Below are 26,869 nucleotides of genomic sequence, written 5' to 3'. Positions count from 1 at the left end.
TATTTTCGACTATTTTTTTTACCCAAACAACATGCTGGCGACATCTTCAATTTTTGCCACAAGTTGAATTTTTATATCAGAATTTTTCAAAGCAATTTTATTGTATTTGGATACGAAAATAGTCGAAAATCCCAGCTTCTCCGCTTCTTGAATGCGTTGATCTACGCGGTTCACAGGACGGATTTCGCCTGACAAACCAACTTCTCCAGCAAAACAAAAATCTTTATTGACTGGTATGTCCTCATTAGAAGATAAAATGGCCGCTACAACTGCTAAATCGATAGCTGGATCGTCTACGCTAATTCCGCCGGTGATGTTTAGAAACACGTCTTTGGCGCCAAGCCTAAAACCAGCTCTTTTTTCCAGAACGGCTAGAATCATATTCAGTCGTTTAGCATTGTAACCAGTTGTGCTGCGCTGAGGTGTTCCGTAAACTGCAGTGCTGACTAAGGACTGTATTTCAATCATTAAAGGTCGCATACCTTCCAAGGTAGAAGCGATAGCCGTACCAGATAGTTCTTCGTCTTTATGTGAGATTAAGATCTCGGACGGATTTGAGACTTCACGCAGTCCGCTGCCTAGCATTTCATAAATTCCTATTTCGGCCGTAGAGCCGAAGCGATTTTTTAGCGATCGTAAAATACGGTAGACATGGTTGCGATCTCCTTCAAATTGCAAAACAGTATCGACCATGTGTTCCAAGATTTTTGGGCCGGCAATGTTTCCGTCTTTGGTAATATGACCAATTAGAATAACTGGAATGTTTGTTTCTTTGGCAAATTTGATTAGCTCGGCGGTTGTTTCTCGTATTTGGGAAATACTTCCTGCCGTAGATTCAATATAATCGGTATGAAGTGTTTGAATCGAATCGATGATTACAATCTCGGGTTCAATCGCTTCAATTTGTTTGAAGATATTTTGTGTTTTAGTTTCCGTAAGAATGTAGCAATTGTCACTTATGGTAGTGATTCTTTCGGCTCTCATTTTTATCTGTTTTTGGCTTTCTTCACCAGAAACATATAGAGTTTTGTAGGGTAATTTTAATGATATTTGGAGCAATAGTGTGCTTTTTCCTATTCCAGGTTCGCCACCAAGTAGTATTAGGGATCCGGGAACGATTCCGCCTCCTAAGACGCGGTTCAATTCTGCATCAGTAGTGTCCATACGGATTTCTTGAGTAGAATCAATTTCGTTTATTTTTAACGGCTTCGGTGCCTTGTTAGTTGAAGTCGTTTCGCTTTTCCAGGCCACTTTTTCTTGCTTCTGAATAATCTCCTCTGCTATGGTATTCCATTCTTTACAAGAGTTACATCGCCCTTGCCATTTGGCATATTGGGCGCCACAATTTTGGCAGAAAAAAGAAGTTTTTACTTTTGACATTATTTTTTTTGTGTTAAACTTTTCATACTATCGTATTTGTCGTACATCATGTCTTTTGTTAAACTACCGATTGGTTCCATTTGTGCGGCTCGTTCGTATTTACTAGCAGCTCTTTTGGCATCGCCCATTTTTTCATACATTAAACCCAATTGATAAGAGGAAAGCATTGATTTTGGATAGTTCTTATCTGCAATCTCGGATAATTTATCTAACTCATTGTAAGCATTATTTTTTAGAATCGCAGCTTCAATTGCTTTGAAGTCATTTAGTCTCACTGGAATTTCAAGGCCTAGTTTATTCGAAATTAAATCATATTTTTTTATTAAATAATCAACATACCCACTTTGAAGTGTTACAATTTTTTCTGTAAATTCAGAAGAAGAAATGGGTTTGTAGGAGTCAAAAATTTGATACAATGCACTAGGAATCGAGTAGAGAACTAGGGAATAATGAGAAGCATTATGAAACTCATCATATTTATAATCAATATTTGAATTAGTAATCGTTTTTATGTTTGTATCTAAGTTTTTTATCGGTTCGCGAAGCTGTTTGATATCGCCATCTGCGGATGATTGATAATAAAAAATACCTTTTTTTGATTGCGCAAGTTTTTCTGAAATTCTGGTTTCCATTGCAGGAGCAAATTCTGGACTTAGCGAGATATAAGCGTCAAAAAGAGGGGTGTCTTTGTATAGAAAAAAGTTTAAAAAACCTGCTGTTGTATCGTGTCCGGCAATTATTCTAAAAGGTGCAATACGGTATTTTTTTTCAATATAAGGAAGTAATTCTCCTCCAATAAATTCAAAAAAATCAGCTCCTTTTCCAGAAGGCAACCCATCATTATTGTTAAAGTTGCAATCCTCCATTCGAGTGTCTCTTTGACTTATTCCTATGACTATTGTTTCTGGTAAGTCATCCCAGTAGCAGCCGTAGTCTAGGGCACCATAAAAAGGATCAAATAAGTATTCTCCATCCAGTAAAATAAGTAAGGGGTATTTTTTAGTTGGATTAAGGGCGTAAGTAGAAGGTAGTCCCACGGTTATTTGGCGTGTTTCTCCCAACTTGGTAGAAATGAATGCTTCTGAAGTTTTTTGAGAAAACATAGAAAAAGTGACGAAGAGCAAAAGGAATAGCTGTTTCATGATTTAGAGCGGTTTGTAAAATTAATTTTATTCTAAATGAACTAGCAATATAATGCTTTATTTACTTTAATTAAAAAATAGAATGTTTAAAACAATTTTGTGCTAAAAGATTGATTCGGCAGCATCAAACAATAGAACGAGCCTTCAAGATACTGTTGTAAATTGAAGGAAACTTGCATGCTATAAATTTTTAAGTTAAAGAATTATCGTTTTCATTTGGAAAAATAATCCAAGGCTTGAACGTTTTTGCTTCTTCAAATTCGAGGGTAGCATAGGAAATAATAATGATGATGTCTTCTTTTTGGACTCTTCTGGCAGCGGGACCATTTAAAGTTATTTCACCTGAATTACGCTGTCCTTTTATAGCATATGTTTCAAATCGTTCTCCATTGTTAATGTTTACAATTGAAACTTTCTCGCCTTCAATGATGTTTGATGCTTCTAAGAGGGTTTCATCAATAGTAATACTCCCGATATAATTTAAATCGGCTCCGGTTACTTTTACCCGATGAATTTTTGATTTTAATACTTGAATTTGCATGCTACAAAAGTAAATTAATTTAATGAAATGGTGTCAATCAATCTTATGTTATTGATAGTAATCGCGATAAAAGCGCGGTATTTTTTAATGTTGCTTTTCCTTAAACAAGGCCTAAGTGTTGTTTCATCTGCAATTTGAAAATATTCTAATTCAAAAGGGGTACTTGTATCGAAAGATTTTTCTACCCATTTCGTTACGGACGTAGCGCTATTTGTTTTGAATTTTTCTTTGGCGAGATTTAAAGTTGTGAAAATTAAAGCCGCATTTGAACGTTCTTGATCTGTCAATCGTTCGTTTCTGGAGCTCATAGCAAGACCATTAGGTTCTCTATAAATGGCGCATCCAATCACGTTTACTTTAAGGTTATTTTTCGTAACCATCTTTTTTACAATTTGCAACTGCTGGAAATCTTTTTCTCCAAAATAAGCATTTGTAGGCATTACTATTTCAAAAAGGCGTTTCACGATTGTTCCTACTCCGTCAAAGTGGCCTGGTCTGAATTTTCCTTCCATCTGATTTTCTAGCCCATCAAAATTAAATGTAAGCGATAGTACTTTTCCTTCGTAAATATCATCTACGGTAGGTGCGTATAAAATAATATCACTATTTAAGTTGTTTATTTTTTCAATATCTGCGTCTAATGTTCTTGGGTATTTTAACAAATCCTCGGGATTGTTAAACTGTGTAGGATTTACAAAAATGCTAACCACGGTATTGTCATTCTCTGCCAGTGATTGTTGCATTAAAGAAAGATGTCCTTGATGTAATGCACCCATAGTAGGAACAAAACCAAGGGTAGAATTTGGGGTCTTAATAGATTTTAAATAGTCTATTAAAGCTGCTTTTCCATAGAAAATAGGCATGGGTGTTTTGTTTAAATTTAGTGCAAACATAATATATTAGTTAATAACTGCATAAATTTTTGTAATTTTGCATGGTTTTTATTACCAATAAATTAAGCAATTTACAATATGAAAGATAAGAGGATATTATATGTATCATCTGAAGTGGTGCCTTACCTAGCTGAGAATGAGGTCTCTTTAATGTCTTATGACGTACCAAAGATGATTAATGATCAAGGTGGGCAAATCAGAATTTTTATGCCTAGATATGGGAATATTAATGAGAGGAGACATCAGTTACATGAGGTAATTAGGCTTTCAGGAATGAATTTAGTTGTGAATGACTTGGATATGCCCTTGATAATAAAGGTGGCTAGTATACCTAAAGAAAGGATACAAGTGTACTTTATTGACAATGATGAGTATTTTAAAAGGAAAGCAACATTCACTGATGAAGAAGGAGAGATGTATGCAGACAATGATGAGCGTGCTATTTTCTTTGCAAAAGGTGTTGTTGAGACAGTGAAAAAACTGAATTGGGTTCCTGATATTATTCATGTTCATGGCTGGATGGCGGCAATGTTGCCAATCTACATGAAACATTATTATAAAAACGAAGCGTTATTTTCTGACACAAAAATCGTTACTTCTGTATATAGTCAGTCATTTGAAGGGACTTTAGATGCAGAAATGATTAAGAAAATTAAACTGGACGGAGTTCCTTTGGATGCTATTGCTGATTTAGAAACGCCAGATTATGAAAGTATTATAAGAGCAACGATTAAACATTCTGATGCTGTTATTATCGCTTCAGATAGTCTGTCTCCAAGTTTAACAAAATTTATAGAATCTTCAGGAAAACCTTTTTTACCTTTCGTCCCTAAAGAAGAGTTTGCGGAAGCGTATACCAATTTTTATAAAGACGAGGTTCTATCAATTTAAACTTTTATTATCGAATATGTACAATAATTCTTTTTTTAAGAAAATTCTATTAGTGGCGTGTGTTGTTTTTCTTTATTCATGTGATAAAGATTATAATTCAATTGGAGATGGGTTGTTGGGAGATAACCATTTTGATTTTGTAAAATACTCGTCGAATGTTGTGGCTTATAATCAAAAAATAGGGCCTATACAGTCTAATAATCTTGCTGTAAATGCGCTAGGGGTTTATGACAATCCTGCTTTTGGTACTACCACGGCAAATTTTGCAACTCAAATAGTTTTAGAATCGGCAAATCCAACGATTGGAAATAATCCAGTAATTGAAAGTGTAGTTTTGACAATTCCATATTTTAGTACTTTAAAATCTACTGATACTAATGGAGATAGAACGTATGAGTTGGACTCGATTTATGGTCCTTCAGATGCTAAAATTATGTTGAGCGTGTATGAGTCTGGATATTTCATGCGAGATTTAGATCCAGCCGCTGGTTTTCTGGAAGCTCAAAAATATTACACAAATCAAAATTCTGATTTTAACAGCGTCAAAGTGGGCAATCGTTTGAATAATTCTTCGGATGTAAGTCAAAATGATGCTTTTTTCTTTAGTGCTGCTGATTATAAAACAACAGTTACTGGTACCGATGGGAAAGAGGTGGTTACTCGTGTCGCTCCAGGAATGCGTTTGGATTTGAATACTGAGTATTTTGAAACTAAAATTATTAAGGCTTCGGCTTTAGGCAAGTTAGCGACCAATGATATTTTTAAAGAATACTTTAGAGGGTTGTATTTTAGTGTCGCTAAATCAGGAAGTAATCCTTCTAATATGGCATTGTTAGACTTTAAAGAAGGTAAAATTACCATAAAGTACAAAGAAGATACTTCGATTACAGATGTGACTAGAGTTGAGAAATCAATTGTGCTTAAACTGACAGGAAATAATGTTAGCTTATTGGATCAAAGTAATATAAATACTTCTTATGCTAATGCAACAAACTCTGCGAATGTTAACACAACACTTGGGGACGAAAAATTGTATGTAAAAGGAGGAGAAGGATCAATGGCAATTTTAGAATTATTTAATGCTACAGAGTTAGCGACAATTAGAGAAAGTGGATGGTTAATTAATGAAGCTAGTCTTGTTTTTCATGTTGATGCAACTGCTTTAGGAGCTGCTTCTAAGCCTAATCGTATTTACATTTATGATTTAAATAGTGATCTCCCGCTTTCAGATTATATTAATGATCAAACTTCGGGAACAAATACGAAGAATGGAAGAGTTATTTTTAGTGGTATTTTAAATACTGAAAAAGCAGACGATAATACTTATAAATTTAGAATAACTAATCATATTAGAAATTTAATTAAAAACGTTGAGGCTACTAATGTCAAACTAGGTGTAGTAATTACAGAAGATATAAATGCGACAAATACGATAACTTCATATAAGTTAAAAACAGCAAATGACTTTATATCTCAGTTGCCTAAGTCCTCTGTTATGAGTCCTTTAGGAACAGTCCTTTACGGAGGTAAATCAACAGTCGCAGAGGATAAAAGATTGAAACTGGAAATTTATTATACAAAACCTAATTAATTATAAGATATGTGCGGAATTGTTGGTTATATAGGGCATAGAGAAGCTTATCCTATTGTTATGAAAGGATTAAAAAGACTCGAGTACAGAGGTTATGATAGCGCAGGTGTAATGATATATGATGGCGATGCCATTAAATTGTGTAAGACAAAAGGAAAAGTTGTGGATCTTGAAGCAAAGGCTTCAAAAGAAATTACTACTAACGGAACAATCGGGATAGGACATACTCGTTGGGCAACACATGGTATTCCCAATGATGTAAATTCACATCCTCACCTTTCTAACTCGGGAGAGTTAGTAATAATTCATAATGGAATTATTGAGAATTACGCTCCTCTAAAAGTAGAATTAATAAAAAGAGGGTATACTTTTCATTCCGATACGGATACAGAAGTACTAGTTAACCTTATTGAAGAAATACAAAAGAAGGAAAATATTAAGCTAGGAAAAGCAGTTCAAATTGCTCTTAACCAAGTGGTAGGTGCTTATGCAATTGCTGTTTTTGATAAAAAGAAACCAGATGAAATTGTAGCAGCTCGTCTAGGAAGTCCTTTGGCAATTGGTATTGGAGAAGGAGAGTATTTTATTGCTTCAGATGCTTCTCCATTTATTGAATACACTTCGAATGCAGTCTATTTAGAAGATGGTGAAATGGCAGTTATTAGGTTGCATAAATCTATGAAAGTAAGAAAGATCAAAGATGATTCTTTGGTAGATCCTTATATTCAGGAGCTTCAAATGAATTTGGAGCAAATTGAAAAAGGAGGTTACGATCATTTTATGTTAAAAGAGATATACGAACAGCCGAGTGTTATAAAGGATACTTATAGAGGTAGGTTGCATGCTAATGAAGGAATTATTCAAATGTCTGGTATTGAGGATAATTTAGAAAAATTCTTAAATGCAGATAGAATTATTATAGTGGCGTGCGGTACTTCATGGCATGCTGGTTTAGTAGCTGAATATATTTTTGAAGAGTTCGCAAGGATATCCGTAGAAGTAGAATATGCTTCAGAATTTAGATATAGAAACCCAATAATCAATAGCAACGATGTAGTAATTGCTATCTCGCAATCTGGCGAAACAGCCGATACTATGGCTGCGATTAAATTAGCAAAGGAACAAGGAGCATTTGTTTTTGGAGTTTGTAATGTAGTTGGTTCTTCAATTTCCAGAGAAACTCATGCTGGTGCTTATACGCATGCTGGCCCAGAAATAGGTGTTGCATCTACTAAAGCGTTTACAACACAAATTACTGTGTTGACAATGATTGCTTTGCGTCTAGCTAAAGCCAAAGGAACGCTATCTCTTTCAGATTTCCATATGTACTTGCAGGAGTTGGAGTTAATTCCCGAGAAAGTAAAAGAAGCTTTGGAAACTAACGATCGTGCAAAAGAAATTGCAGCTACTTTTAAAGACGCGCCTAACTGTTTATATTTAGGAAGGGGTTATAATTTTCCGGTTGCACTTGAAGGAGCTTTAAAACTTAAGGAGATATCTTATATTCATGCTGAAGGTTACCCTGCAGCGGAAATGAAACACGGACCAATTGCTTTAATTGATGAGCAGATGCCGGTAGTGGTCATTGCTCCAAAGCAAGGCCATTATGATAAGATTGTAAGTAATATACAAGAAATTAAATCTAGAAGTGGAAGAATTATTGCCATAGTAACTAAGGGCGACACTCAAGTTCGGGAGTTAGCAGACTATGTGATTGAAATTCCTGAAACTTCAGATGCCTTGTCTCCGTTGATTACAACAATACCATTACAACTTTTATCATACCATATCGCGGTGATGAGAGGCTGTAATGTAGATCAGCCAAGAAATTTGGCAAAATCGGTAACAGTAGAATAAGGAATTAAATAAATTCAGAAAAAAAAGCAAGATGTGAATCTTGCTTTTTTTTGTTTAAAACTTTTTTTAAAAGCTTAATTTTTATGATAAACGTAATTTTTTAACATATTTTATATGTATGCATAGTATTTCGGTATTTTAGGACTGAATTTTTAGGTTTAATTGATAAAATGACAATATAGAAAAAGTTAAAATGACGCTAAAAAGGTAACAATAATGAAATTTTTTTAACCTTTTTTTATTAATATTAAAAATAATTGTACTTTGGTCATCTAAATCAATAAAATTCAACCAAATGAAAATGTATTTACTTTTTTTGTCATTGTTTTTTTGCAGCTTAAGTTTTGCTCAAAATTCAATTTCAGGCACAGTCACTGATAGTGATAATCAAGCAGTTATAGGAGCCAATGTTAAAGTCGTTGGAAGTGCCGCTAGCGCAGTTACTGACGGTGATGGAAATTTTACTCTTAACTCATCAATCCGGTTGCCTTATGTGATCGAAATTTCAAGTGTTGGGTTTAATTCAACTAAAGTAAGTGTTACTTCTAACAATCAAAAAATAAGTATTGTTCTAAAAGATGAGGCAAACTTACTTAATGAGATTGTGGTGTCGGCTTCGAGAACTCCTGAAAGAGTTTTAGAATCTCCGGTTACCATAGAAAGAATGGGAATTGCTGATATTAAAAAGACGGCATCTGCTTCTTTTTATGACGGTTTAGAAAACATGAAAGAAGTACAAATGAATACAAGTAGTTTGTCTTTTAAATCGGTTAATACCCGTGGTTTTGCAACTGTGGCAAATACCCGTTTCATGCAGTTAGTTGACGGAATGGATAACTCTTCTCCTTTATTAAACTTCGTGTTAGGAAACCTGATTGGAGTTTCGGAAATTGATGTTCAAAGTGTTGAGCTATTACCAGGGGCCTCTTCTGCCTTGTATGGTGCAAATGCATTTAATGGTGTTTTGTTTATGAACAGTAAAAGCCCGTTTACAAGTCCGGGAATTACTGCTTATGCTAAATTTGGACAAACAAGTCAAAAGGCTGCTGGTTCTAATGATTATGTTGACTATGGAATTAGAATGGCACATGCTTTTAGTTCAAAATTAGCTGCTAAAGCTAACTTTACGTATTTGCGTGGTACAGACTGGTATGCTACAAACTATAACGATAAAACCGTTGCAGGAAGAGATAGAAGTCATTACGGTTATGATGGGATTAATGTATATGGAGATGAAGCTGCTATAGTTATTACCGCGCCAACTTTACCTAGTGATAAGGTTTCTAGAACAGGTTACAATGAGACTGATTTGACAGATAATAAAGCAAGTAATACTAAAATCGACTTTTCGCTTCACTACAGGCCTTTAGGGAATGATAATTTAGAAGTGATTTGGCAAAGTAAATTTGGTTTTGGTAATGCCGTTTATCAGGGTGCGAATAGGTATTACCTGAATAATTTTTTTATGCAACAACATAAATTAGAAATAAAAGGAAAAAACTTTTTCATAAGAGGGTATACTACCACAGAAGATGGTGGAAATTCATATGATATGCTTTTTACAGGTCTTAATATAAATAGATTAGCGAAATCTGACAAGAACTGGTTCACAGATTATGGAAATGCTTATGCAAATAGTTCTCTTATATTAGGGCTTAATGGTAAAGAAGCACATATAGCTGCTAGAAATTTTGCAGATTACAATATTTCTCCAGCAGGACTAGGTCTGATTCCTAATATAGATCCGAATAATCCAAGTGCACCAAGAGGAACTAGATTATTGCCTGGAACACCTGAGTTTAAAGCCGCTTTTAATAAAGTGACTAATGAAGCGAATGTTCTTTCTGGATCTAAATTGGTTGATAATTCTAGAATATATCATTCAGATGCAAATTACAACTTTAAAGAGCTGATTGATTTTGCCGAAATTCAGGTAGGGGGATCTTTTAGACAATATCAGTTAAACTCTGGTGGAAGAATATATACAGATGCAAATGGGCCAATATATTATAATGAGTATGGCGCTTATACGCAGTTGACAAAAAAATTAATGGATGACAGATTGAAATTTACGGGATCTGTGCGTTACGATAAAGCACAAAATTATGATGGAAATATTTCGCCAAGGGTGTCTCTTGTATATTCTGGTGGTGAAAGTAGAAGGCATAATTTTAGAGGGTCGTTTCAAACCGGTTTTAGAAATCCATCTACGCAAGACCAATACATTGGTTTTAATGTAGGAAGTGCAGTTTTATTAGGGTCGGCTCCAGATAACTTAGCTAGATATAGTGAAACATTATCTATTTCGACTAATGGCCAGTTGGTTAATCAAGGACAATCTACAATTGCTATTACGGGTCAGATAGCATATGATAATTCTTATACAGCTTCGTCAGCAGCTGCGTTTGGGGTGGCTGGAGATGCTAGTAAGCTAGTGAAAACCAATATTAATTATGTTAAACCGGAAACAGTAAAGGCTTTTGAATTAGGGTATCGTTCGTTTATTGAAGGAGTTTCTGTTGATGTTAATGGGTACTATAATATTTACAATGACTTTATTGGTAACCTTAATGTGGTCGCTCCTTTATATGGAGATGCTTTAGATGGAGGTGGGTTAACTAATCCAGAAGGAGTGAAGGCTTTACAAGCTTTGAAAAATGGAGATACTAGAGTTTTTCAATTGTACACAAACACAGGTGTTGAGATTAAATCACTTGGTTTTGGTTTAGGTTTATCTAGAAAAGTATACAGAGATTTTGAAGTAGGTGTTAATTATAATTATGCTGAATTTAAATATGATCAAGCGAAAGATCCTAGTTTTGAAGCTGGGTTTAATACGCCGAAACATAAAGTAAAAGTATCATTTGGAAACGAAAAATTATTTAAAAACTTTGGTTTTAATGTAAGTGGAAGATATAGTACTGCGTATTTATGGCAATCTACAATGGTAGATGGTGTGATCGATGCTGCTACTGTAATTGATGCTCAAATAAATTATGAATTTCCTAAGTTAAAATCAACACTTAAGTTAGGAGCTTCAAATATTGGAGGGAAAGAGTATGCACAAGTATTAGGTGCTGGATTAATAGGGCAACAATATTTTGCTTCTTGGACAATTAACCCGTAATACTTATTAAATTTTAAAAAATATACAACCATGATAAAAAATTTCAAATGGCTACTACTGGTTTCATTAAGCTTTGTAGCATGTAATAATGATGATGCGGTAATAAATCCTGATTCATCAGATGGGATGGCGCTTACGGCTGGTTCTGCTAATTTTTCAAAATATGTAGCATTAGGAGATTCTTTTGCTGCGGGTTATAGTGATGGCGCCTTGTTTATAAAAGGGCAGGAGGGGGCTTATCCAAATGTCTTGTCTCAGCAATTCGCTTTAGTAGGTGGTGGGGCATTCACAACACCGCTTATGTCAGATAATATTGGAGGCTTTTCTATGGGAGGGTTTCAGATTCCACAATTTGGAACGAGGCTTTATTTTAATGGAGTCGGACCTGTTCCAGTTGCTGGGCCTACAACGACTTCAATAACAGCGAAGTTGACTGGTCAATTTAATAATATGGGGATTCCAGGTGCTAAGAGTTTTCATTTAGTAACACCAGGTTATGCTACTTTAAATCCATATTTTGGTCGATTTGCAACACCTTCTGGGACCACTGTTCTTGCGGATGCTTTGGCACAAGCGCCTACTTTCTTTTCGTTGTGGATAGGGGGTAATGATGTTTTAACTTATGCTACTTCTGGTGGTATTGGGGTTAATCAGACTGGAAATATTAATGCTGCTTCTTATGGAAGTAACGATATAACAGATCCGAATGTTTTTGCAGGAGCTTATTCTGCATTGGTTAATGGTTTAACAGTAAATGGTGCAAAAGGAGTGGTTGCAAATCTTCCTTATGTCAATACACTTCCATATTTTACTACTGTACCTTTCAATCCTTTAACTTCAAAAGTTTTAGGCACTGGCAGTACAGCAGTTGGGGATGCGACAATAGATGCACTTAATACTCAGTTATACGGACCGTTAAAGGCCGCTTTAACAGCTTTTCAGGCTGGAGATAGAATAAATTTATTGTCAAAGACCGTTGCTAATCCATTATTGATTAAAGATGAATCATTAACTAATTTATCAGCGCAATTAACGGCTGCTTTTACTCCTTCACTAGGAGCGCAAACTGCCGCTTTTTATGGGGCTGTTTTTGGCCAAGCAAGACAGGCTACAGCTACTGACTTAGTTGTTTTGCCAACGCAAACGGCAATTGGTGCTGCTCCCACTGCTTCTGATTCAGGAGTTGGATTTGCTCCTCCATCTCCATTGAATAAATTTGGAATTACTTTCCCGCTTCAAGATAAACACGTTTTAATTGCAACCGAGGTTGCCGAAATAAAAGTGGCGACAGACGCATATAATGTTTCTATAAAAGCGATAGCAGATTCTAAAGGATTGGCTTTTGTGGATACTAAAGTTGTGATGGATAAGTTAGGCAAGGGAGGAATTACCGCAAATGGTTATACGGTTACTAGTGCTTATGTGACAGGTGGTGCTTTTTCTTTGGATGGTGTGCATCCAAGCCCAAGGGGTTATGCTCTAATTGCAAACAAATTTATTGAAGCGATTAATATGACTTATGGTTCAAATCTAAAAGGAGTTGATTTAAGTAATTATCGTATCTTGTTTCCAAAATCACTTTAATTTAAAGCTGTTTAAATAAAAAATGAAAAACCATTCGTCGAAAGTCGAATGGTTTTTGTTTTAGTACCGCTTTATTGAGATCAGTTTTCATTTAAAAAACACCTTTTTATTTTTTCGTGTTTTTTATATAAAAAAATATTGATTTTTTATTTTAAAAAATTATCTTTGCACCCTGATAAAAGGGTCTAGTCGATACGAATCGGTTAGTTCTATTTCATAAACCTAAATAGCTATTTAATAAATACATAAGTAATGTCAAAAGTAATAGGAAAAGTTGCCCAAATCATTGGCCCAGTAGTTGACGTAGTTTTCAACGGCGTAGATGTTGAACTTCCAAAAATTTATGATTCGTTAGAAATCACAAAAAAAGATGGTACTTTATTAGTGCTTGAAGTACAATCTCACATTGGTGAGAACACCGTTCGTACCATTTCGATGGACTCAACAGATGGTTTGAGTAGAGGTTATGAAGTAGTTGGAACAGGAAATCCTATCCAAATGCCGATTGGTGCTGATGTTTACGGTCGTTTATTCAACGTAATCGGAGATGCAATCGATGGTCTAGGAAACTTGCCAAAAACAGGAGAAAACGGAATGTCAATTCACCGTCAAGCTCCTAAATTCGAGGATCTATCAACTTCATCTGAAGTGTTATTCACAGGTATTAAAGTAATTGATTTAATTGAGCCTTACTCAAAAGGGGGTAAAATTGGATTGTTCGGTGGTGCAGGTGTTGGTAAAACAGTGTTGATCCAAGAGTTGATTAACAATATCGCAAAAGGTCACGGTGGACTTTCTGTATTCGCAGGAGTAGGAGAAAGAACACGTGAAGGGAATGATTTACTTCGTGAGATGTTAGAGTCAGGAATTATAAAATACGGTGATGAATTCATGCACTCTATGGAAAATGGAGGGTGGGATTTATCTAAAGTTGATATGCCAGGAATGAGAGAGTCTAAAGCTACTTTCGTTTTCGGTCAAATGAATGAGCCACCAGGAGCTCGTGCTCGTGTAGCACTTTCTGGATTATCTATTGCTGAGTATTTCCGTGATGGAGCAGGAACAGATCAAGGGAAAGATGTATTATTCTTCGTTGATAATATCTTCCGTTTTACACAAGCAGGTTCTGAGGTTTCGGCACTTTTAGGTCGTATGCCATCTGCAGTAGGATACCAACCAACATTAGCTACAGAAATGGGAGCGATGCAAGAACGTATCACCTCTACAAACAAAGGTTCTATTACATCTGTACAAGCGGTTTACGTACCTGCAGATGATTTAACAGATCCAGCACCAGCAACAACATTTGCTCACCTTGATGCAACTACTGTATTGTCTCGTAAGATTGCTGAGCTTGGTATTTATCCTGCGGTTGACCCGTTAGATTCTACTTCTCGTATCTTAACACCACAAATTCTTGGTGATGAGCATTATGACTGTGCACAAAGAGTAAAAGAGATTCTTCAAAAATACAAACAATTGCAAGATATTATTGCGATTCTAGGTATGGAAGAATTATCGGAAGAAGATAAATTAGCGGTTTCTAGAGCACGTCGTGTTCAACGTTTCTTATCTCAACCATTCCATGTTGCAGAGCAATTTACAGGTTTAAAAGGAGTTTTAGTTGATATCAAAGACACTATCAAAGGATTTAATATGATTATCGATGGTGAGTTAGATCACCTACCAGAATCAGCTTTTAACCTTAAAGGTACTATTGAAGAAGCTATCGAAGCTGGAGAAAAAATGTTAGCGGAAGCATAAAACAAGCAAAGCTTGATAAACTCAAAAAAATAAAATTCCAAATTCCAACAATTGGGATTTGGAATTTAAAATTTGGAATTTTAAAAATTATGATTTTAGAAATAGTATCACCGGAAGCATCATTGTTCAAAGGAGAAATAACTTCAATATCTGTACCTGGTGTTGATGGAAGTTTTCAAATTTTAAATAATCACGCGCCTATAGTTTCATTACTTCAAAAAGGAACGGTAAGTATTACTGCTCCAAGTTTAGTGTTTAGTAAAGAAGTAGTTGCTTTGTTTACGAAAGTAGATGATCAAAATTACACTTTATCTATTTCATCTGGAACGTTAGAAATGAAAGACAATAAAGTAATTGTTTTAGTTGACTAGGACAATTCTAAATAAAGTAAAAAAGCCAAACAGTACTGTTTGGCTTTTTTTTTTGGAGCTATTCCGGCTTTTCGTTGCAATCTTTTGCCCCGATAAAAATCGGGACAAAAGGATTTTCACTGCAATCCGGGCTAAAAAAAATAGTGCTTGAATTAAGGGATAAATTTCTAAATTTGACCATATGGAATTACCGCAAAATCTTACTCAAAAATTAACTGTTCGCGAAGCAGAAAATGCGCTTAGGATATTACCAAAAGCAACTGCTTTGACAGACTTTAATTCTAATGATTATATTGGTTTTTCTAAATCAACGGACATTTTCAATGCCACACATCAGTATTTAGTTGATCATAGGTTTACTCAAAATGGAGCAACAGGTTCCCGGTTAATTTCAGGAAATCATCCGTTATACCAAACAACCGAAAATTCTATTGCCCAGTTTCATCAATCAGACGCTGCTTTACTATTTAATTCTGGTTACGACGCTAATGTGGGTTTTTTCAGTTCTGTTCCTCAAAAAGGAGATCTGATAGTATATGACGAACTCTGTCACGCTTCTATTCGGGACGGAATTAGCCTTTCTAATGCTAAAGCGTATAAGTTTACTCATAATGACTTTGAAGCGCTCGAAAAGTTAATTCAGCGCAATCTTGGCGTTACTATTTATATTGTTACTGAAAGTGTTTTCTCCATGGATGGCGACACGCCTAATCTTGAAGAATTAATTGCTGTTTCTAATAAATACAATTGCTTTTTGGTTATTGATGAAGCGCATGCATTAGGTGTTTTTGGAGATAATGGCGAAGGACTGATTCAAATGTTGAATTTGCAAGAGTATGTTTTTGCCAGAATCATGACGTTCGGAAAAGGATTGGGTTGTCATGGAGCCGTTGTCTTAGGTTCTTCTGATCTTAAAAGCTATTTAGTGAATTTTGCGCGAAGCTTTATTTATACCACCGCTTTATCACCACATTCGGTAGCCACGATTTTAATGGCGTATCAGTCTTTGGAAACAGAAAAAGAAAACATTGAAAAACTCCGTCTTAACATCATTCATTTCAATCAACAAAAGAATTTATTAGGTTTAAAACCGTTGTTTGTTCGAAGCAAGTCGGCTATTCAATCTGCGATTATTCCAGGGAATGCAAATGTAAAAAAAATGGCAAGACAATTTCAGGAAAATGGGTTTGATGTTAAAGCGATACTTTCGCCTACGGTTCCTGAAGGACAGGAGCGACTTCGGTTTTGTTTGCATAGTTATAACGCTCCTGGTCAGATTGAAGAAGTTTTAAGGTTGCTAAGTAGTTTTATTTTTAAAAAATAGTGATTTCATTTTAGTTTTTTTTGCAAATAAATGGGGGCTGTTAGCTCCTATTTATATTAAGTTAAAAAAAAACGAATTTTTTTTGTAACGTTTTGATGAATTGTTTACTTACGAGTCGTAATCAAATTAAACAATATAGTTATGAAACCAAAATCAGTTACCTCGCATCAAGCTTTAACAAGCTACCTATTTATTTTTCTTTCGACTTTAGGTTTAAGTTACTCTTTAGTCAACTATTTTTTATTTCATAAACCCGATACTCAATTCTTGACCGTTATGATATGCTTATTTGTAGCATCAATCGCTTCTTGGCAAAGAAAAAAACACAATAAACAATAAGCAGGAGTTTTCATCATCAATCAAAAAATAACTTTAATCAATCAATAACATGAAAAATTTAATCAAAACAGTAGTAGCATTTGCAATTTTAATTAGTGTGTCAGGCCAAGCACAAACCAAAACAATGGCATTAAATAATTCTCTATTATGGGAGGTGTCTGGAAAAGGGTTGAAAAAACCTTCTTATCTATATGGCACGATTCATATGATTTGTGGGAATGATTATTTTCTATCGGATAAAACTAAGAAAGCTTTTGCTGCTTCTGATAATTTATTCTTAGAGGTTAATTTATCAGACCCAAATGAAATGGCTGCTGCCCAACAAATGGCTTATGGAAAAGAACCATTAAGTACAACATTGAGCCCAGAACAATTGAATGACCTTGATGCTTTGTTACAAAAGCGAACAGGAATGACAGTCAAACAAGTTGACAAGTTTAGTTTAATGACCGTAATGAGTTTAATTATGATGAAATCTTTTGGGTGTGTTGATATTAAAAGTTACGAAATGGAATTTATGGCAATGGCTAAAGATTCTAACAAAAGTGTTACTGGATTTGAAACAATTCAAGCGCAAATGGATTTCTTAAGCAAAGCTTATTCTGATGCGGAGATGATTACAATGTTACAGGAATCAAATGACGATACTGGTAAAAAGATGGTTCAAAATTATATTCAAGAAAATCTTCCAGAACTATATAAAGACATTACCGCTCCAAAAATAATGAATGAAAAAAGCAGAAAATGGATGTTAGATGTGAGAAATAAAAACTGGGTTGTCAAAATGCCAGAAATGATGAAAGATAAAAGTACTTTTTTTGCAGTTGGAGCCGCTCATTTGCTCGGGGAACAGGGAGTAATTAATTTATTAAGGAAATCAGGTTATACGGTAAAGCCAATAATGAACTAATTGCATTTTGAAAGAGAAAGAACTAGAATTTTTATCCCGCATTGATAAGCATAAAGGAATACTGCATAAGGTTTCTAAGATGTATATGGACAATCGCGATGATCAGCAGGATTTGTTTCAGGAGATTATTTGTCAGCTCTGGAGATCGTATGATTCTTTCCGAAATGAAAGTCAGTTTTCGACTTGGATGTATCGGGTAGCAATTAATACAGCTATTGTTTTTCTAAAGAAAGAAAAAAGAAAAGTAGATAAGTATCCATTAGCATCCGAAAACATTAAAGAAGAAGAAAGTGATTATGATCACAAAGAAAATCAATTAGAACACTTCTATAAGGCAGTTCAAAAGTTAGATAAAATTGATAAGGCCATTATTTTTTATCAACTGGAAGGCTTTTCTCATAAAGAAATAGGGGTGAACCTTGGTATTTCGGAAGGAAACGCGAGAGTGAAATTAAACAGAGCAAAAGAGAAATTAAAAGAAATTATAAAAAATCAAGGATATGGATTTTAAAGATATACAATCAGCATGGAACAATGACAAATCTGATAATGTTGTGCTTCCAGCCAATTTAGAGAAATTACAATCGGCTAATATGCCTTTGGAAAAGATTAGAAAGAATTTGAAAAAAGATTTTTTAATACATCTTTTTGGGGTTCTATTTGTTGGAATATTTTCTTTGTTTATAAAGTTCAATCCAACTTATAAGCTAGCCTTTTATATAGTGTATGTTTTTTCATTTGTAATTACCGTATATTTTTTAGTGAAGCTGTATTTTTTTTACAAAAAAATCAACGATATAGATATAAGTACAAAGGATAATTTATATGAAACGTATTTTGAAATTAGATTATTTGAAGAAGTGTACAAATTGATTTCCTATGCTTTAATGCCTTCCGGCCTTATTTATATGATTTTAATTCCTCTAGGGTCAAAAACTGAAAAAGTCATGAAAATTGTAGAATCATTTAGATACCCTGATGTTTTATATGTAGCGGGTGTAGTTGTTTTTATTGCTTATTTGGTTTCATTATGGTTTTTGATACAGGCTCACGCAGAAATGTTTTACGGTAAATATGCCAAGGAAGTAAAGAGAGTGATTGACGAATTAAAAGAAGAATAAATAAATTACCCATCTTAACGATGGGTTTTTTACTTTTGTGAAAACATAAATTAATGAAACTATTTATAACAGGAATCGGAACTGATGTAGGGAAAACGATTGCATCGTCAATCATAACAGAGGCTTTAGAAGCTGATTATTGGAAACCGATCCAAGCGGGTGATTTAGAGAATTCAGACACGCACAAAGTGAAATCTAAAGTTTCAAACAGCAAATCTATATTCCACCCTAATGCGTATGCTTTGAATACAGCTGCAAGTCCACATCTGGCTGCAGAAATTGATAGAATTCCTATCGAATTAGAAAAAATAACGGAACCTACTACGGATAATCATCTCGTTATAGAAGGTGCCGGTGGTGTTTTTGTACCTTTGAATCATTTAGATTGTGTGATTGATTTAATACAGCCCGATTATAAGGTGATTGTAGTTTCTCGCCATTATTTAGGGAGTATAAATCATACCTTACTAACTATTGAAGCTTTGAAAAGTAGAAAGCTACACATTGCTGGAATCATCTTTAGCGGAGACGAGAACGAAGCTACCGAATCAATCATCTTAAGCAAAACAGCAGTGAAGTGTATTGGCAGAATTGAGCAAGAGCCTTATTTTGACCAAAATGTAGTAAAATATTACGCAGATTTGTTTAGAGACAATCTGAAAAATTTATAATTTAATAATCAGTAAGCTATAGTTAAATGAGCCTATCAGAAAGAGATCAAAAGCATAATTGGCATCCGTATACCCAACATAAAACCGCGCAAGCACATATCGCCATTACAAAAGGGCAAGGAGCTTTGCTTTGGGATGAAGAAGGAAAAGAATACATAGATGCTATTGCATCCTGGTGGGTCAATCCTTTTGGGCACAGTAATCCGATCATCGCTGATGCGATTTACAAACAACTTACGACGCTTGAGCATGTTCTTTTTGGCGGGTTTACGCATGAACCGGCAGTTTTATTGTCGGAGAAGTTAACGGCGATATTACCTGAAAACCAACAGAAACTTTTTTATTCTGATAATGGATCTACTGCTGTTGAAATTGCAATTAAAGTAGCCATGCAGTTTTTTTATAATAATGGAATCAAGAAAACTAAGATTATAGCTTTCGAAAATGCTTTTCATGGCGATACTTTTGGTGCTATGGCGGCAAGCGGAATTTCTTTTTTCGTGGAAGCTTTTAAAGACTCCATGATTGAAGTAGTGCGTATTCCGGTGCCAACTGCAGGAAATGAGAAGCAAAGTATTGAAACGTTAGAAAATTTGGTTGCCACCAAGGAATATGCTGCATTTATTTTTGAGCCTTTGGTTCAAGGTGCGGCAGGGATGGTGATGTACGAAGCATCCGAATTAGATAAACTGATTTCTATTTGCAAAAAACACCAAGTCTTTACTATCGCGGATGAAGTGATGACTGGTTTTGGTAAAACGGGTCGAAATTTCGCCAGTAATTATCTTCAAGAATCGCCAGACATGATGTGTCTATCTAAAGCGCTGACTGGTGGAGCGATTCCAATGGCGATTACAAGTTTTACTCAAGAAATATTTGATGGTTTTTATGATGAAGATGTGAATAAAGCCCTTTTTCATGGTCATACTTTTACGGCTAACCCAACGGGTTGTGCTGCGGCTTTGGCGAGCTTGAAACTATTGGAAACTGATGAAATGCAACATAATATTGCTCGAATTAATAAAAGTCATTTGAGTTTTATTAATCGTGTTGAATCCCATCCGAAAGTGGTTACAACGCGAGTATTAGGTGTTATTTTTGCCTTAGAAATAAAAACCGAGAGTGCAGCTAGTTATTACGGATCGTTGCGCAACAAACTCTATAATTTCTTTATTGAAAATGGAATAATTCTGCGCCCTGTGGGTAATATAATTTACATTTTGCCGCCTTATGTTATTACCGATGCACAATTGCAAAAAGTATACGATGCGGTCGAGAATGCATTGGAAATAGTTTAATTTTTTTAACAATAAGATGCGTTTTGACCTTATTATTTTTACAGAACCATTGTGAACTTTGCAGAAAACTTTGCGACCTTTGCGGTTAAATCAAATATTTTGTCAAAAACGATTTCCATTACGGCTATAGCTTCCATTTCTCCATTAGGTAATGATTCAAAAACGGTTTGGGAGAAATACCAAATTTCAGATCATTGTTTTTCGGAGCATGATTTAGATGGTTCAAAGACTCTAGTTGCGAAGCTCAGTGAAAATTCAAATGAAGCAGTTTCTTTATTGAAACAGTCGGATGTTAAATACAAGTTTCTCGACAAGTCTGTTTTATATGCAATGGCTGCTTCGCGTATAGCAATTAAAAATGCAGGTTGGAATCCAGACGATGTGTTCGGAATTAATATTGGTTCTTCTCGTGGTGCGACAGATTTATTCGAAAAACACCATCGCGACTATCTGTTAACTGGTAAAGCTCAAACCTTAGCTTCGCCAACAACTACCTTAGGGAATATTTCTTCTTGGGTGGCTCATGATTTACAAAGTACAGGCCCAGAAATCTCACACTCTATTACTTGTTCGACGGCGTTGCATGCTGTTTTAAATGGCGTGGCTTGGCTAAAAGCAGGTATGGCCGATAAATTTCTGGTGGGAGGAAGCGAAGCGCCTTTAACCGACTTTACCATTGCGCAAATGCGGGCATTGAAAATATATTCCAGAAGTGACGAGGACTTCCCTAATCGTGCATTGGATTTAGATAAAACCCAAAACACCATGATTCTGGGTGAAGGTGCAGCTGTTTGCTGTCTCGAAATAGGAAGAAAGGAAAATGCCGTAGCTTATGTAGAAGCTATAGGATATGGTACTGAAATTTTAGAACATAACATATCCATTTCTGCGGAAGCAACTTGTTTTCAAAAATCAATGAAAATGGCCCTGCAAAATACAGATCCTTCTGAAGTCGATGTGATCGTGATGCATGCTCCGGGAACTATAAAGGGCGATTTGTCCGAATATAAAGCGATCGGGATTGTCTTTGGCGAAAGCCTACCGTTACTCACGACTAATAAGTGGAAAATAGGACACACTTTTGGGGCTTCGGGGATGTTGAGTTTAGAATTAGCGATCCTGATGATGCAACATGATACCTTTATTGGAGTTCCTTTTGCAAAAGCGCAAATTCAAACCAAATCCATTAAGAAAGTGATGGTAAATGCAGTAGGTTTTGGTGGGAATGCGGTGAGTATTTTGTTGTCTTTGTAAGCTATATTGAATCGCTTTCTAAATCTTTCACTTTCTCGTAAACTAAATTGCTCTCGAATCCCCGCCTAAGTAGGTAATCGCAAAATTTCTTTCGCTTTTTTAACGAATTGGTTTCTCGAATGGTCTCCCAATGCCTTTCGGCCAAGGAATGAAAAGTAGCAGTATATTCTTCTGTAGTAATTTCTTTGAGTGCTAAATTGATATTATAGGTCGAAATCTTTCGGAACTTTAATTCGTTTACAATTCTAATATTTCCCCAGTGCTTGATACGATGCTTTCCCCTAGCAAAACTGCAGGCAAAGCGACTTTCGTTAAGGAAATTAGAACCAATCAGATAAACAATAATTTCATCAATTTCTTGTGAATCCAGTTTCATACTCCATAATTTAGAGACTACTTCTTCGTGACAACGTTCTTGATAGGCGCAATAATGCTCAATTTTGTTTGTAGCCTCTTTTATGGAATATACTTCCTTCATTTTTAATTTTTGAAGTGGGGAAATTAAGTATTTCTAGTCAATATAGGGTACTAGTTGCTATATTAAATTGATGTGTTCAGGGAAAAAATTTCTTTACTTACTGTCAATAAATTACGAGTTTTTGATGGAAAATGGATTGTAAAATATTGTATATCAGTTTTTTTAGCTGATTTTAATACAAGATGACGACCTTGTTTTATTTTTGTGGAGTTTTCACCTTTTAAAAGAAATGATTTCTATAGGTGTTTCGGCTAAAAATCTTGGTTCATTTTAATTAGTAAATTAGAAAGGTTATGGAAACCCGATTGCGAAAACGTGGGGTTTTTATGAGATTGTAATTGCACAATAGGCCATTAATTCAAGAGATTTTTTTTGTGGCGCACTTCTAATTATTGGAGATTACGAAAAAGGTCTTAATGCAGTTATAATATTAGGCTAATTTAATTTTAGTGTCCAATGTCGTTTCTGGTCTATTAATTTTTGCAGTAGACCTTCATGGTAATGCTTTTAGTAGAGGGTAATAACAACTCTGTTTTTGTTTAAACGGGTTCTTTTATCAAGGAAATAATTTTCATTTAGTGTTGTTGTTTGGGATTTTATTTGGCAGCTATGTGTTTGAAAACTAACGTTTTTAGGCAGTTCATTTTTTTATAGTAGGAAAAAGAGCTCTTTGGCGAGGAAAAAAGTAGATTGACGACTAAATTTTTTTAGCCTATTGATATTTCTTTTATTTATCAATAATTGGAGCACCTAATCTCTTAATCTGCTGTATGAATATGAAGACAACTTTACTCAAGACTAATTTTTTTATTTTTGTTTTGTTTTTGTTTGCAAATAGTATGTTTTCTCAATCAGTTGGGGATTATCGCTCTACAGGATCTGGAAATTGGACAAGTCTTGCAAGTTGGCAATATTTTAATGGGGCTACTTGGGCATTGCCTTCAGGCACTGCGCCTCAAGGCTTTCCCGGGCAATTTACAGGAACAGGAATTGTGACAATCCAAAACGGCCATTCAATTACAATTAATAGTAGTACGCCAAACGATTTTGGTGGATTGGTTGTTGGACAAGGGAGTTTAAGTAATTTAATCGTAGGTGCTGATGTTGATGTAAGGACTTTAAATCTAAAAATAGATGCTTCGGCTTTAGTGCAGTTTTCTGGGAATAATTTTATTCGCTTCCCTGAAAAGACGAGTATTGTAATAAATTCTCCTGGAAAATTCGATAATGGAGGAACATGTAATAATAATGTTGCTGTTTATATTGGAACTGTAAAGTTTGCAGTATGTAAAGGTTCGGGAAATGCAGAACTTACTTTTGATCAAATAAATCAAGGTGGTGGTACAATTACAGCTGTTGCAAGCTCCAATTCACCAGTTTGTCAAAATGGGACTATAATTTTAGGTGGTACTTTTTCGGGAACTGTTGGTACGACCGTTGCGAACGGCGGTACAACTGGGGTTAATTATTCTTGGTCAATTAAAGCACCAGATAATATGATTACAACTAGTATCGCGCAAAATCCAAGTTTTACAGCTAGTCAGTCTGGTACTTATTTAGCTACTTTAAATACTAGTACCTTTTACGGAAGTACTGTGTATACTAATTCTAATACTATTTCGGTAATTGTAAATGCTGCTCCTATCATCACGACTCAACCTATTAATCAATTGGATTGTGAAGAAAGTTCAGTGAATTTTAAAATTGTAGCTTCTGGAACGAATCTAACATACACATGGTTTTATAAAAGGCCAACTGATACAAGTTTTATAATGCTTTCTGGTGTAGTTAGTAATACAACTTATCCAGATACACCGATAAACAATGAAATTAGGTTGGCAAACGTTGGAAGTGCTCAGTATCCAAGTGGAACACAATTTCAGGTAGTTGTATCAAATGGAACTTGTAGTGTTACTGCAAATACGGTTGTTCTTTCAGTAAATGAAATTGTAGCCATCACTTCACCGGTCCTTACACCTTCTCAATCTGTATTAGATGTAAAACTTTGTTATGGGTCTAATTATTCTTATACGGCAGTAATTTCAAACCCATCCAATGGTCTTGTTACGTACCAATGGAAAAGTCAAATTCCATCTGGGTCTTGGAATAATGTTGTAGATGGGTCTCATTTTTCAGGAGCAACAACTGCTACCTTGAACATAATAAATGGTAGTCCATCTGAATCAGCCAAATATCGAGTAGATATTGTTTTTAATAGGACGGGGGGTAATTGTAGTGTGAGTAGTTTTGGAAAAGTTAGGTTATTAACTTTTTACCCTTTATTAACGACTCCAGTTACAACTATTTCTCAACCAGATTGTATCACAAATACAGGTACTATTACGGTAACGGTGCAAAGTGCAACTGACGTTTATAGTTTTGATAATGGACAGAACTATCAAGCTTCGAATTTTAAAACAGGATTAATTCCAGCAACATATAAGATAATTATTAAAAATATTGGCGGTTGTGTTTCTGCAGTTAGTAATAGTGTAGTAAACGCATCTGTTACTTCTACATGGAGTGGTTCATGGTCGCCAAGCGCACCAACAATAAACGATGCAATTGTTTTTGATGGTAATTACTCTTCGTCATCAGATTTAGTAGGTTGTTCTTGTCAAGTAAATACTGGAAGAACGGTGGTTTTTAATCCAGGCCATACCTTAAAAGTGACTAATCAAGTTGCAATTTTAGGAAGTGGAACACTTACTTTTTTGGATAAGGCAAGTTTAGTACAAGAAAAAGAAGTGCTTAGTACTCCCAATTCAGGAAATATTACGTACCAAAGGATAACAAATACGGGAGTTCGTAACACAGATTATACCTATTGGTCTACTCCAGTATCACCTTTGAAGTTGGGTGGTGCAGGTGGAATTTCGTATAATCCTTCGAGCCTTGCTGGCAGCATATTCTATTCCTATTTTGTAAATGCAACCTCAGAAGATTGGAAAAGTGAATCGGCTGCTACTACAATGGTTACTGGGCAAGGTTATATTATTAGAGGCCCAGGACCAATATCAGTAAATCCGCTCTCTTTTTTAGAAGCTACATTTGTAGGAGTGCCAAATAATGGAAATATTTCTATTACAGTCAATAATCCAAACGCATCTTATCTTTTGGGTAATCCTTATCCTTCAGCTATCGACGCTGATACTTTTTTGGAGATTAATTCGGATATCCTAAATGGAACTCTTTATTTTTGGACTCATAACACAATGATCGGTGTAGGAGTTTCCAATCCTGGTACAGGTGCTTTTGCTTATTCTGGTGACGATTATGCATCTTATAATTTAACTGGAGGAGTAGGGATAGAGAAAGGAGGAGTAAAAGCTACTAGTGATTTAAATTCAGTTCCAGTTATTCCTACTGGAAAAATAGGGGCGTGTCAAGGTTTCATTGCGTCAAGTAAAGCAGCTGGATCTATTGTATTTAATAACAGTATGCGAGTATCTGGCACATCAGGAAACAACGCTCAGTTTTTCAAGCAAAGCAATGTCAATGGAAATGCTCCTAAGGTCATTGAAAAAAATCGTATTTGGTTAGACTTATTCAATGAACAAGGTGCTTTTAAACAAACTTTAGTTGGTTATGTAAATGGAGCTACAAATGATATTGATAGCGCATATGATGGAGAAACTAATGATGGTCAGGAGTTTGTAGATTTTTATAGCGTTAGTCAAGACAAAAATTTAGTAATTCAAGGTAGAGCTTTGCCTTTCGATGAAAATGATATAGTTCCTTTAGGGTATAGGAGTGCCATTGATGGTGATTTTACCATTAATATTGACCAAACCGATGGCTTTTTCTCTAATCAAGATATTTTTTTAGAAGATAAGTTAATGAGTACGATCACTAATTTAAAAAGAGATAACTATACTTTTAATACAACATCAGGGGTGTTTAATGACCGTTTTGTGCTGCGCTATACTAATAAAACATTAGGGACAAAAGATGTTGATTTATTAGGCGAAACAATTTTTATTTCTAATAAAAATAAAGAGATAAAAATAAGTTCTTTACTTGATGCGATCGATTCAGTATTAATCTATGATGTTTCGGGCAAGCAGATTTATAAAAAAATAAAAGTGAACAGTAACCAATTATTGGTAAATAGTTTGCCTTCTGGAAAAGGTGTGCTTTTAGTAAAAGTGATACTAGAAAATGGGAAGAGCATTACTCAAAAAATTCTTTACTAAGTTATTATATAATAGCGATACTTTAGGTTCTATTTTTCTTCTTTTTAATTCCCTCCTTTTTTAAGCAGAATTCTATAAGTATTAGAGTATATGATTTCACGAATCTTTATTTTAAAACCTACTTAGAATTGATTCTT

At 35.0% G+C, this 26,869-nt stretch carries 20 protein-coding genes; 15 read left to right on the top strand and 5 right to left on the bottom strand.

Going from position 1 to position 26,869, the window contains the following annotated elements:
• Positions 1-18 precede the first annotated feature (18 nt).
• The 4 genes from radA to panC all read right to left on the bottom strand — a co-directional run bounded on the left by radA (position 19) and on the right by panC (position 3,956).
• On the bottom strand, positions 19-1,380 hold the full coding sequence (gene radA / locus BMW63_RS00175; RefSeq protein WP_074720044.1) for a DNA repair protein RadA: 1,362 nt from the start codon (positions 1,378-1,380) through the stop codon (positions 19-21).
• Entirely contained in the window at positions 1,380-2,522 is a 1,143-nt protein-coding gene (locus BMW63_RS00170; protein ID WP_074720042.1) for an alpha/beta hydrolase, read from the bottom strand. The genes radA and BMW63_RS00170 overlap by 1 nt, the downstream gene beginning before the upstream one ends.
• 190 nt (positions 2,523-2,712) lie before the next feature.
• Complete coding sequence (gene panD / locus BMW63_RS00165) at positions 2,713-3,063, bottom strand: aspartate 1-decarboxylase (RefSeq protein WP_074720040.1); 351 nt, start codon at positions 3,061-3,063, stop codon at positions 2,713-2,715.
• A 14-nt stretch (positions 3,064-3,077) separates the two neighbouring features.
• Positions 3,078-3,956, bottom strand: coding sequence for a pantoate--beta-alanine ligase (panC, locus tag BMW63_RS00160; protein WP_074720037.1), 879 nt, complete (start codon positions 3,954-3,956; stop codon positions 3,078-3,080).
• A 78-nt stretch (positions 3,957-4,034) separates the two neighbouring features.
• On the opposite strand from panC, the gene BMW63_RS00155 reads away from it, so the two are divergent.
• The 14 genes from BMW63_RS00155 to BMW63_RS00090 all read left to right on the top strand — a co-directional run bounded on the left by BMW63_RS00155 (position 4,035) and on the right by BMW63_RS00090 (position 22,058).
• Complete coding sequence (locus BMW63_RS00155; protein ID WP_074720035.1) at positions 4,035-4,847, top strand: glycogen/starch synthase; 813 nt, start codon at positions 4,035-4,037, stop codon at positions 4,845-4,847.
• A 16-nt stretch (positions 4,848-4,863) separates the two neighbouring features.
• The gene (locus BMW63_RS00150) at positions 4,864-6,438 is read left to right on the top strand and encodes a BamH family beta-barrel-assembly machinery protein (protein WP_074720033.1); all 1,575 of its coding nucleotides are present in this window, start codon (positions 4,864-4,866) and stop codon (positions 6,436-6,438) included.
• Between the two features lie 9 nt (positions 6,439-6,447).
• Positions 6,448-8,295 (top strand): glutamine--fructose-6-phosphate transaminase (isomerizing), encoded by a 1,848-nt coding sequence (glmS, locus tag BMW63_RS00145; protein ID WP_074720031.1) that lies wholly within the window; start codon positions 6,448-6,450, stop codon positions 8,293-8,295.
• Positions 8,296-8,590: 295 nt separating this feature from the next.
• Positions 8,591-11,422 (top strand): TonB-dependent receptor domain-containing protein, encoded by a 2,832-nt coding sequence (locus BMW63_RS00140; RefSeq protein ID WP_074720029.1) that lies wholly within the window; start codon positions 8,591-8,593, stop codon positions 11,420-11,422.
• 30 nt (positions 11,423-11,452) lie between these two features.
• Positions 11,453-13,006 carry an SGNH/GDSL hydrolase family protein gene (locus BMW63_RS00135; RefSeq protein ID WP_074720027.1) on the top strand — a complete coding sequence of 518 codons (1,554 nt, stop codon included), beginning with the start codon at positions 11,453-11,455 and terminating at the stop codon, positions 13,004-13,006.
• Between the two features lie 252 nt (positions 13,007-13,258).
• Positions 13,259-14,770, top strand: a complete 1,512-nt coding sequence (gene atpD / locus BMW63_RS00130; RefSeq protein ID WP_074720025.1) for a F0F1 ATP synthase subunit beta — start codon at positions 13,259-13,261, stop codon at positions 14,768-14,770.
• Positions 14,771-14,859: 89 nt separating this feature from the next.
• Entirely contained in the window at positions 14,860-15,141 is a 282-nt protein-coding gene (locus BMW63_RS00125; protein ID WP_074720023.1) for a F0F1 ATP synthase subunit delta/epsilon, read from the top strand.
• 181 nt (positions 15,142-15,322) lie between these two features.
• Entirely contained in the window at positions 15,323-16,465 is a 1,143-nt protein-coding gene (locus BMW63_RS00120) for an aminotransferase class I/II-fold pyridoxal phosphate-dependent enzyme (RefSeq protein ID WP_074720021.1), read from the top strand.
• Between the two features lie 388 nt (positions 16,466-16,853).
• Positions 16,854-17,714 carry a TraB/GumN family protein gene (locus tag BMW63_RS00115; protein ID WP_074720020.1) on the top strand — a complete coding sequence of 287 codons (861 nt, stop codon included), beginning with the start codon at positions 16,854-16,856 and terminating at the stop codon, positions 17,712-17,714.
• A gap of 7 nt (positions 17,715-17,721) precedes the next feature.
• Positions 17,722-18,225: an RNA polymerase sigma factor gene (locus BMW63_RS00110; protein WP_074720019.1), complete on the top strand. Its 504-nt coding sequence runs from the start codon at positions 17,722-17,724 to the stop codon at positions 18,223-18,225.
• Entirely contained in the window at positions 18,215-18,835 is a 621-nt protein-coding gene (locus BMW63_RS00105; protein WP_074720018.1) for a hypothetical protein, read from the top strand. The genes BMW63_RS00110 and BMW63_RS00105 overlap by 11 nt, the downstream gene beginning before the upstream one ends.
• Before the next feature lie 53 nt (positions 18,836-18,888).
• The gene (gene bioD / locus BMW63_RS00100; RefSeq protein ID WP_074720016.1) at positions 18,889-19,506 is read left to right on the top strand and encodes a dethiobiotin synthase; all 618 of its coding nucleotides are present in this window, start codon (positions 18,889-18,891) and stop codon (positions 19,504-19,506) included.
• Between the two features lie 26 nt (positions 19,507-19,532).
• Positions 19,533-20,804, top strand: coding sequence for an adenosylmethionine--8-amino-7-oxononanoate transaminase (gene bioA, locus BMW63_RS00095; protein ID WP_074720014.1), 1,272 nt, complete (start codon positions 19,533-19,535; stop codon positions 20,802-20,804).
• A 99-nt stretch (positions 20,805-20,903) separates the two neighbouring features.
• Entirely contained in the window at positions 20,904-22,058 is a 1,155-nt protein-coding gene (locus tag BMW63_RS00090) for a beta-ketoacyl synthase N-terminal-like domain-containing protein (protein WP_074721091.1), read from the top strand.
• A 1-nt stretch (position 22,059) separates the two neighbouring features.
• Here the strand turns inward: BMW63_RS00090 and BMW63_RS00085 are convergent, their stop codons facing one another.
• On the bottom strand, positions 22,060-22,536 hold the full coding sequence (locus BMW63_RS00085; protein ID WP_074720012.1) for a regulatory protein RecX: 477 nt from the start codon (positions 22,534-22,536) through the stop codon (positions 22,060-22,062).
• A gap of 839 nt (positions 22,537-23,375) precedes the next feature.
• Here BMW63_RS00085 and BMW63_RS17850 point away from each other — a divergent pair.
• A complete protein-coding gene (locus tag BMW63_RS17850; RefSeq protein WP_083380317.1) occupies positions 23,376-26,732 on the top strand; it encodes a T9SS sorting signal type C domain-containing protein in 3,357 nt (1,118 codons plus the stop codon).
• Positions 26,733-26,869 lie beyond the last annotated feature (137 nt).

This window comes from Flavobacterium frigoris (assembly GCF_900111075.1).
Classification (GTDB): domain Bacteria; phylum Bacteroidota; class Bacteroidia; order Flavobacteriales; family Flavobacteriaceae; genus Flavobacterium; species Flavobacterium frigoris.
Note: the sequence above shows the minus strand (reverse complement) of the source record. Positions and strands in the feature narration are given on the sequence as shown.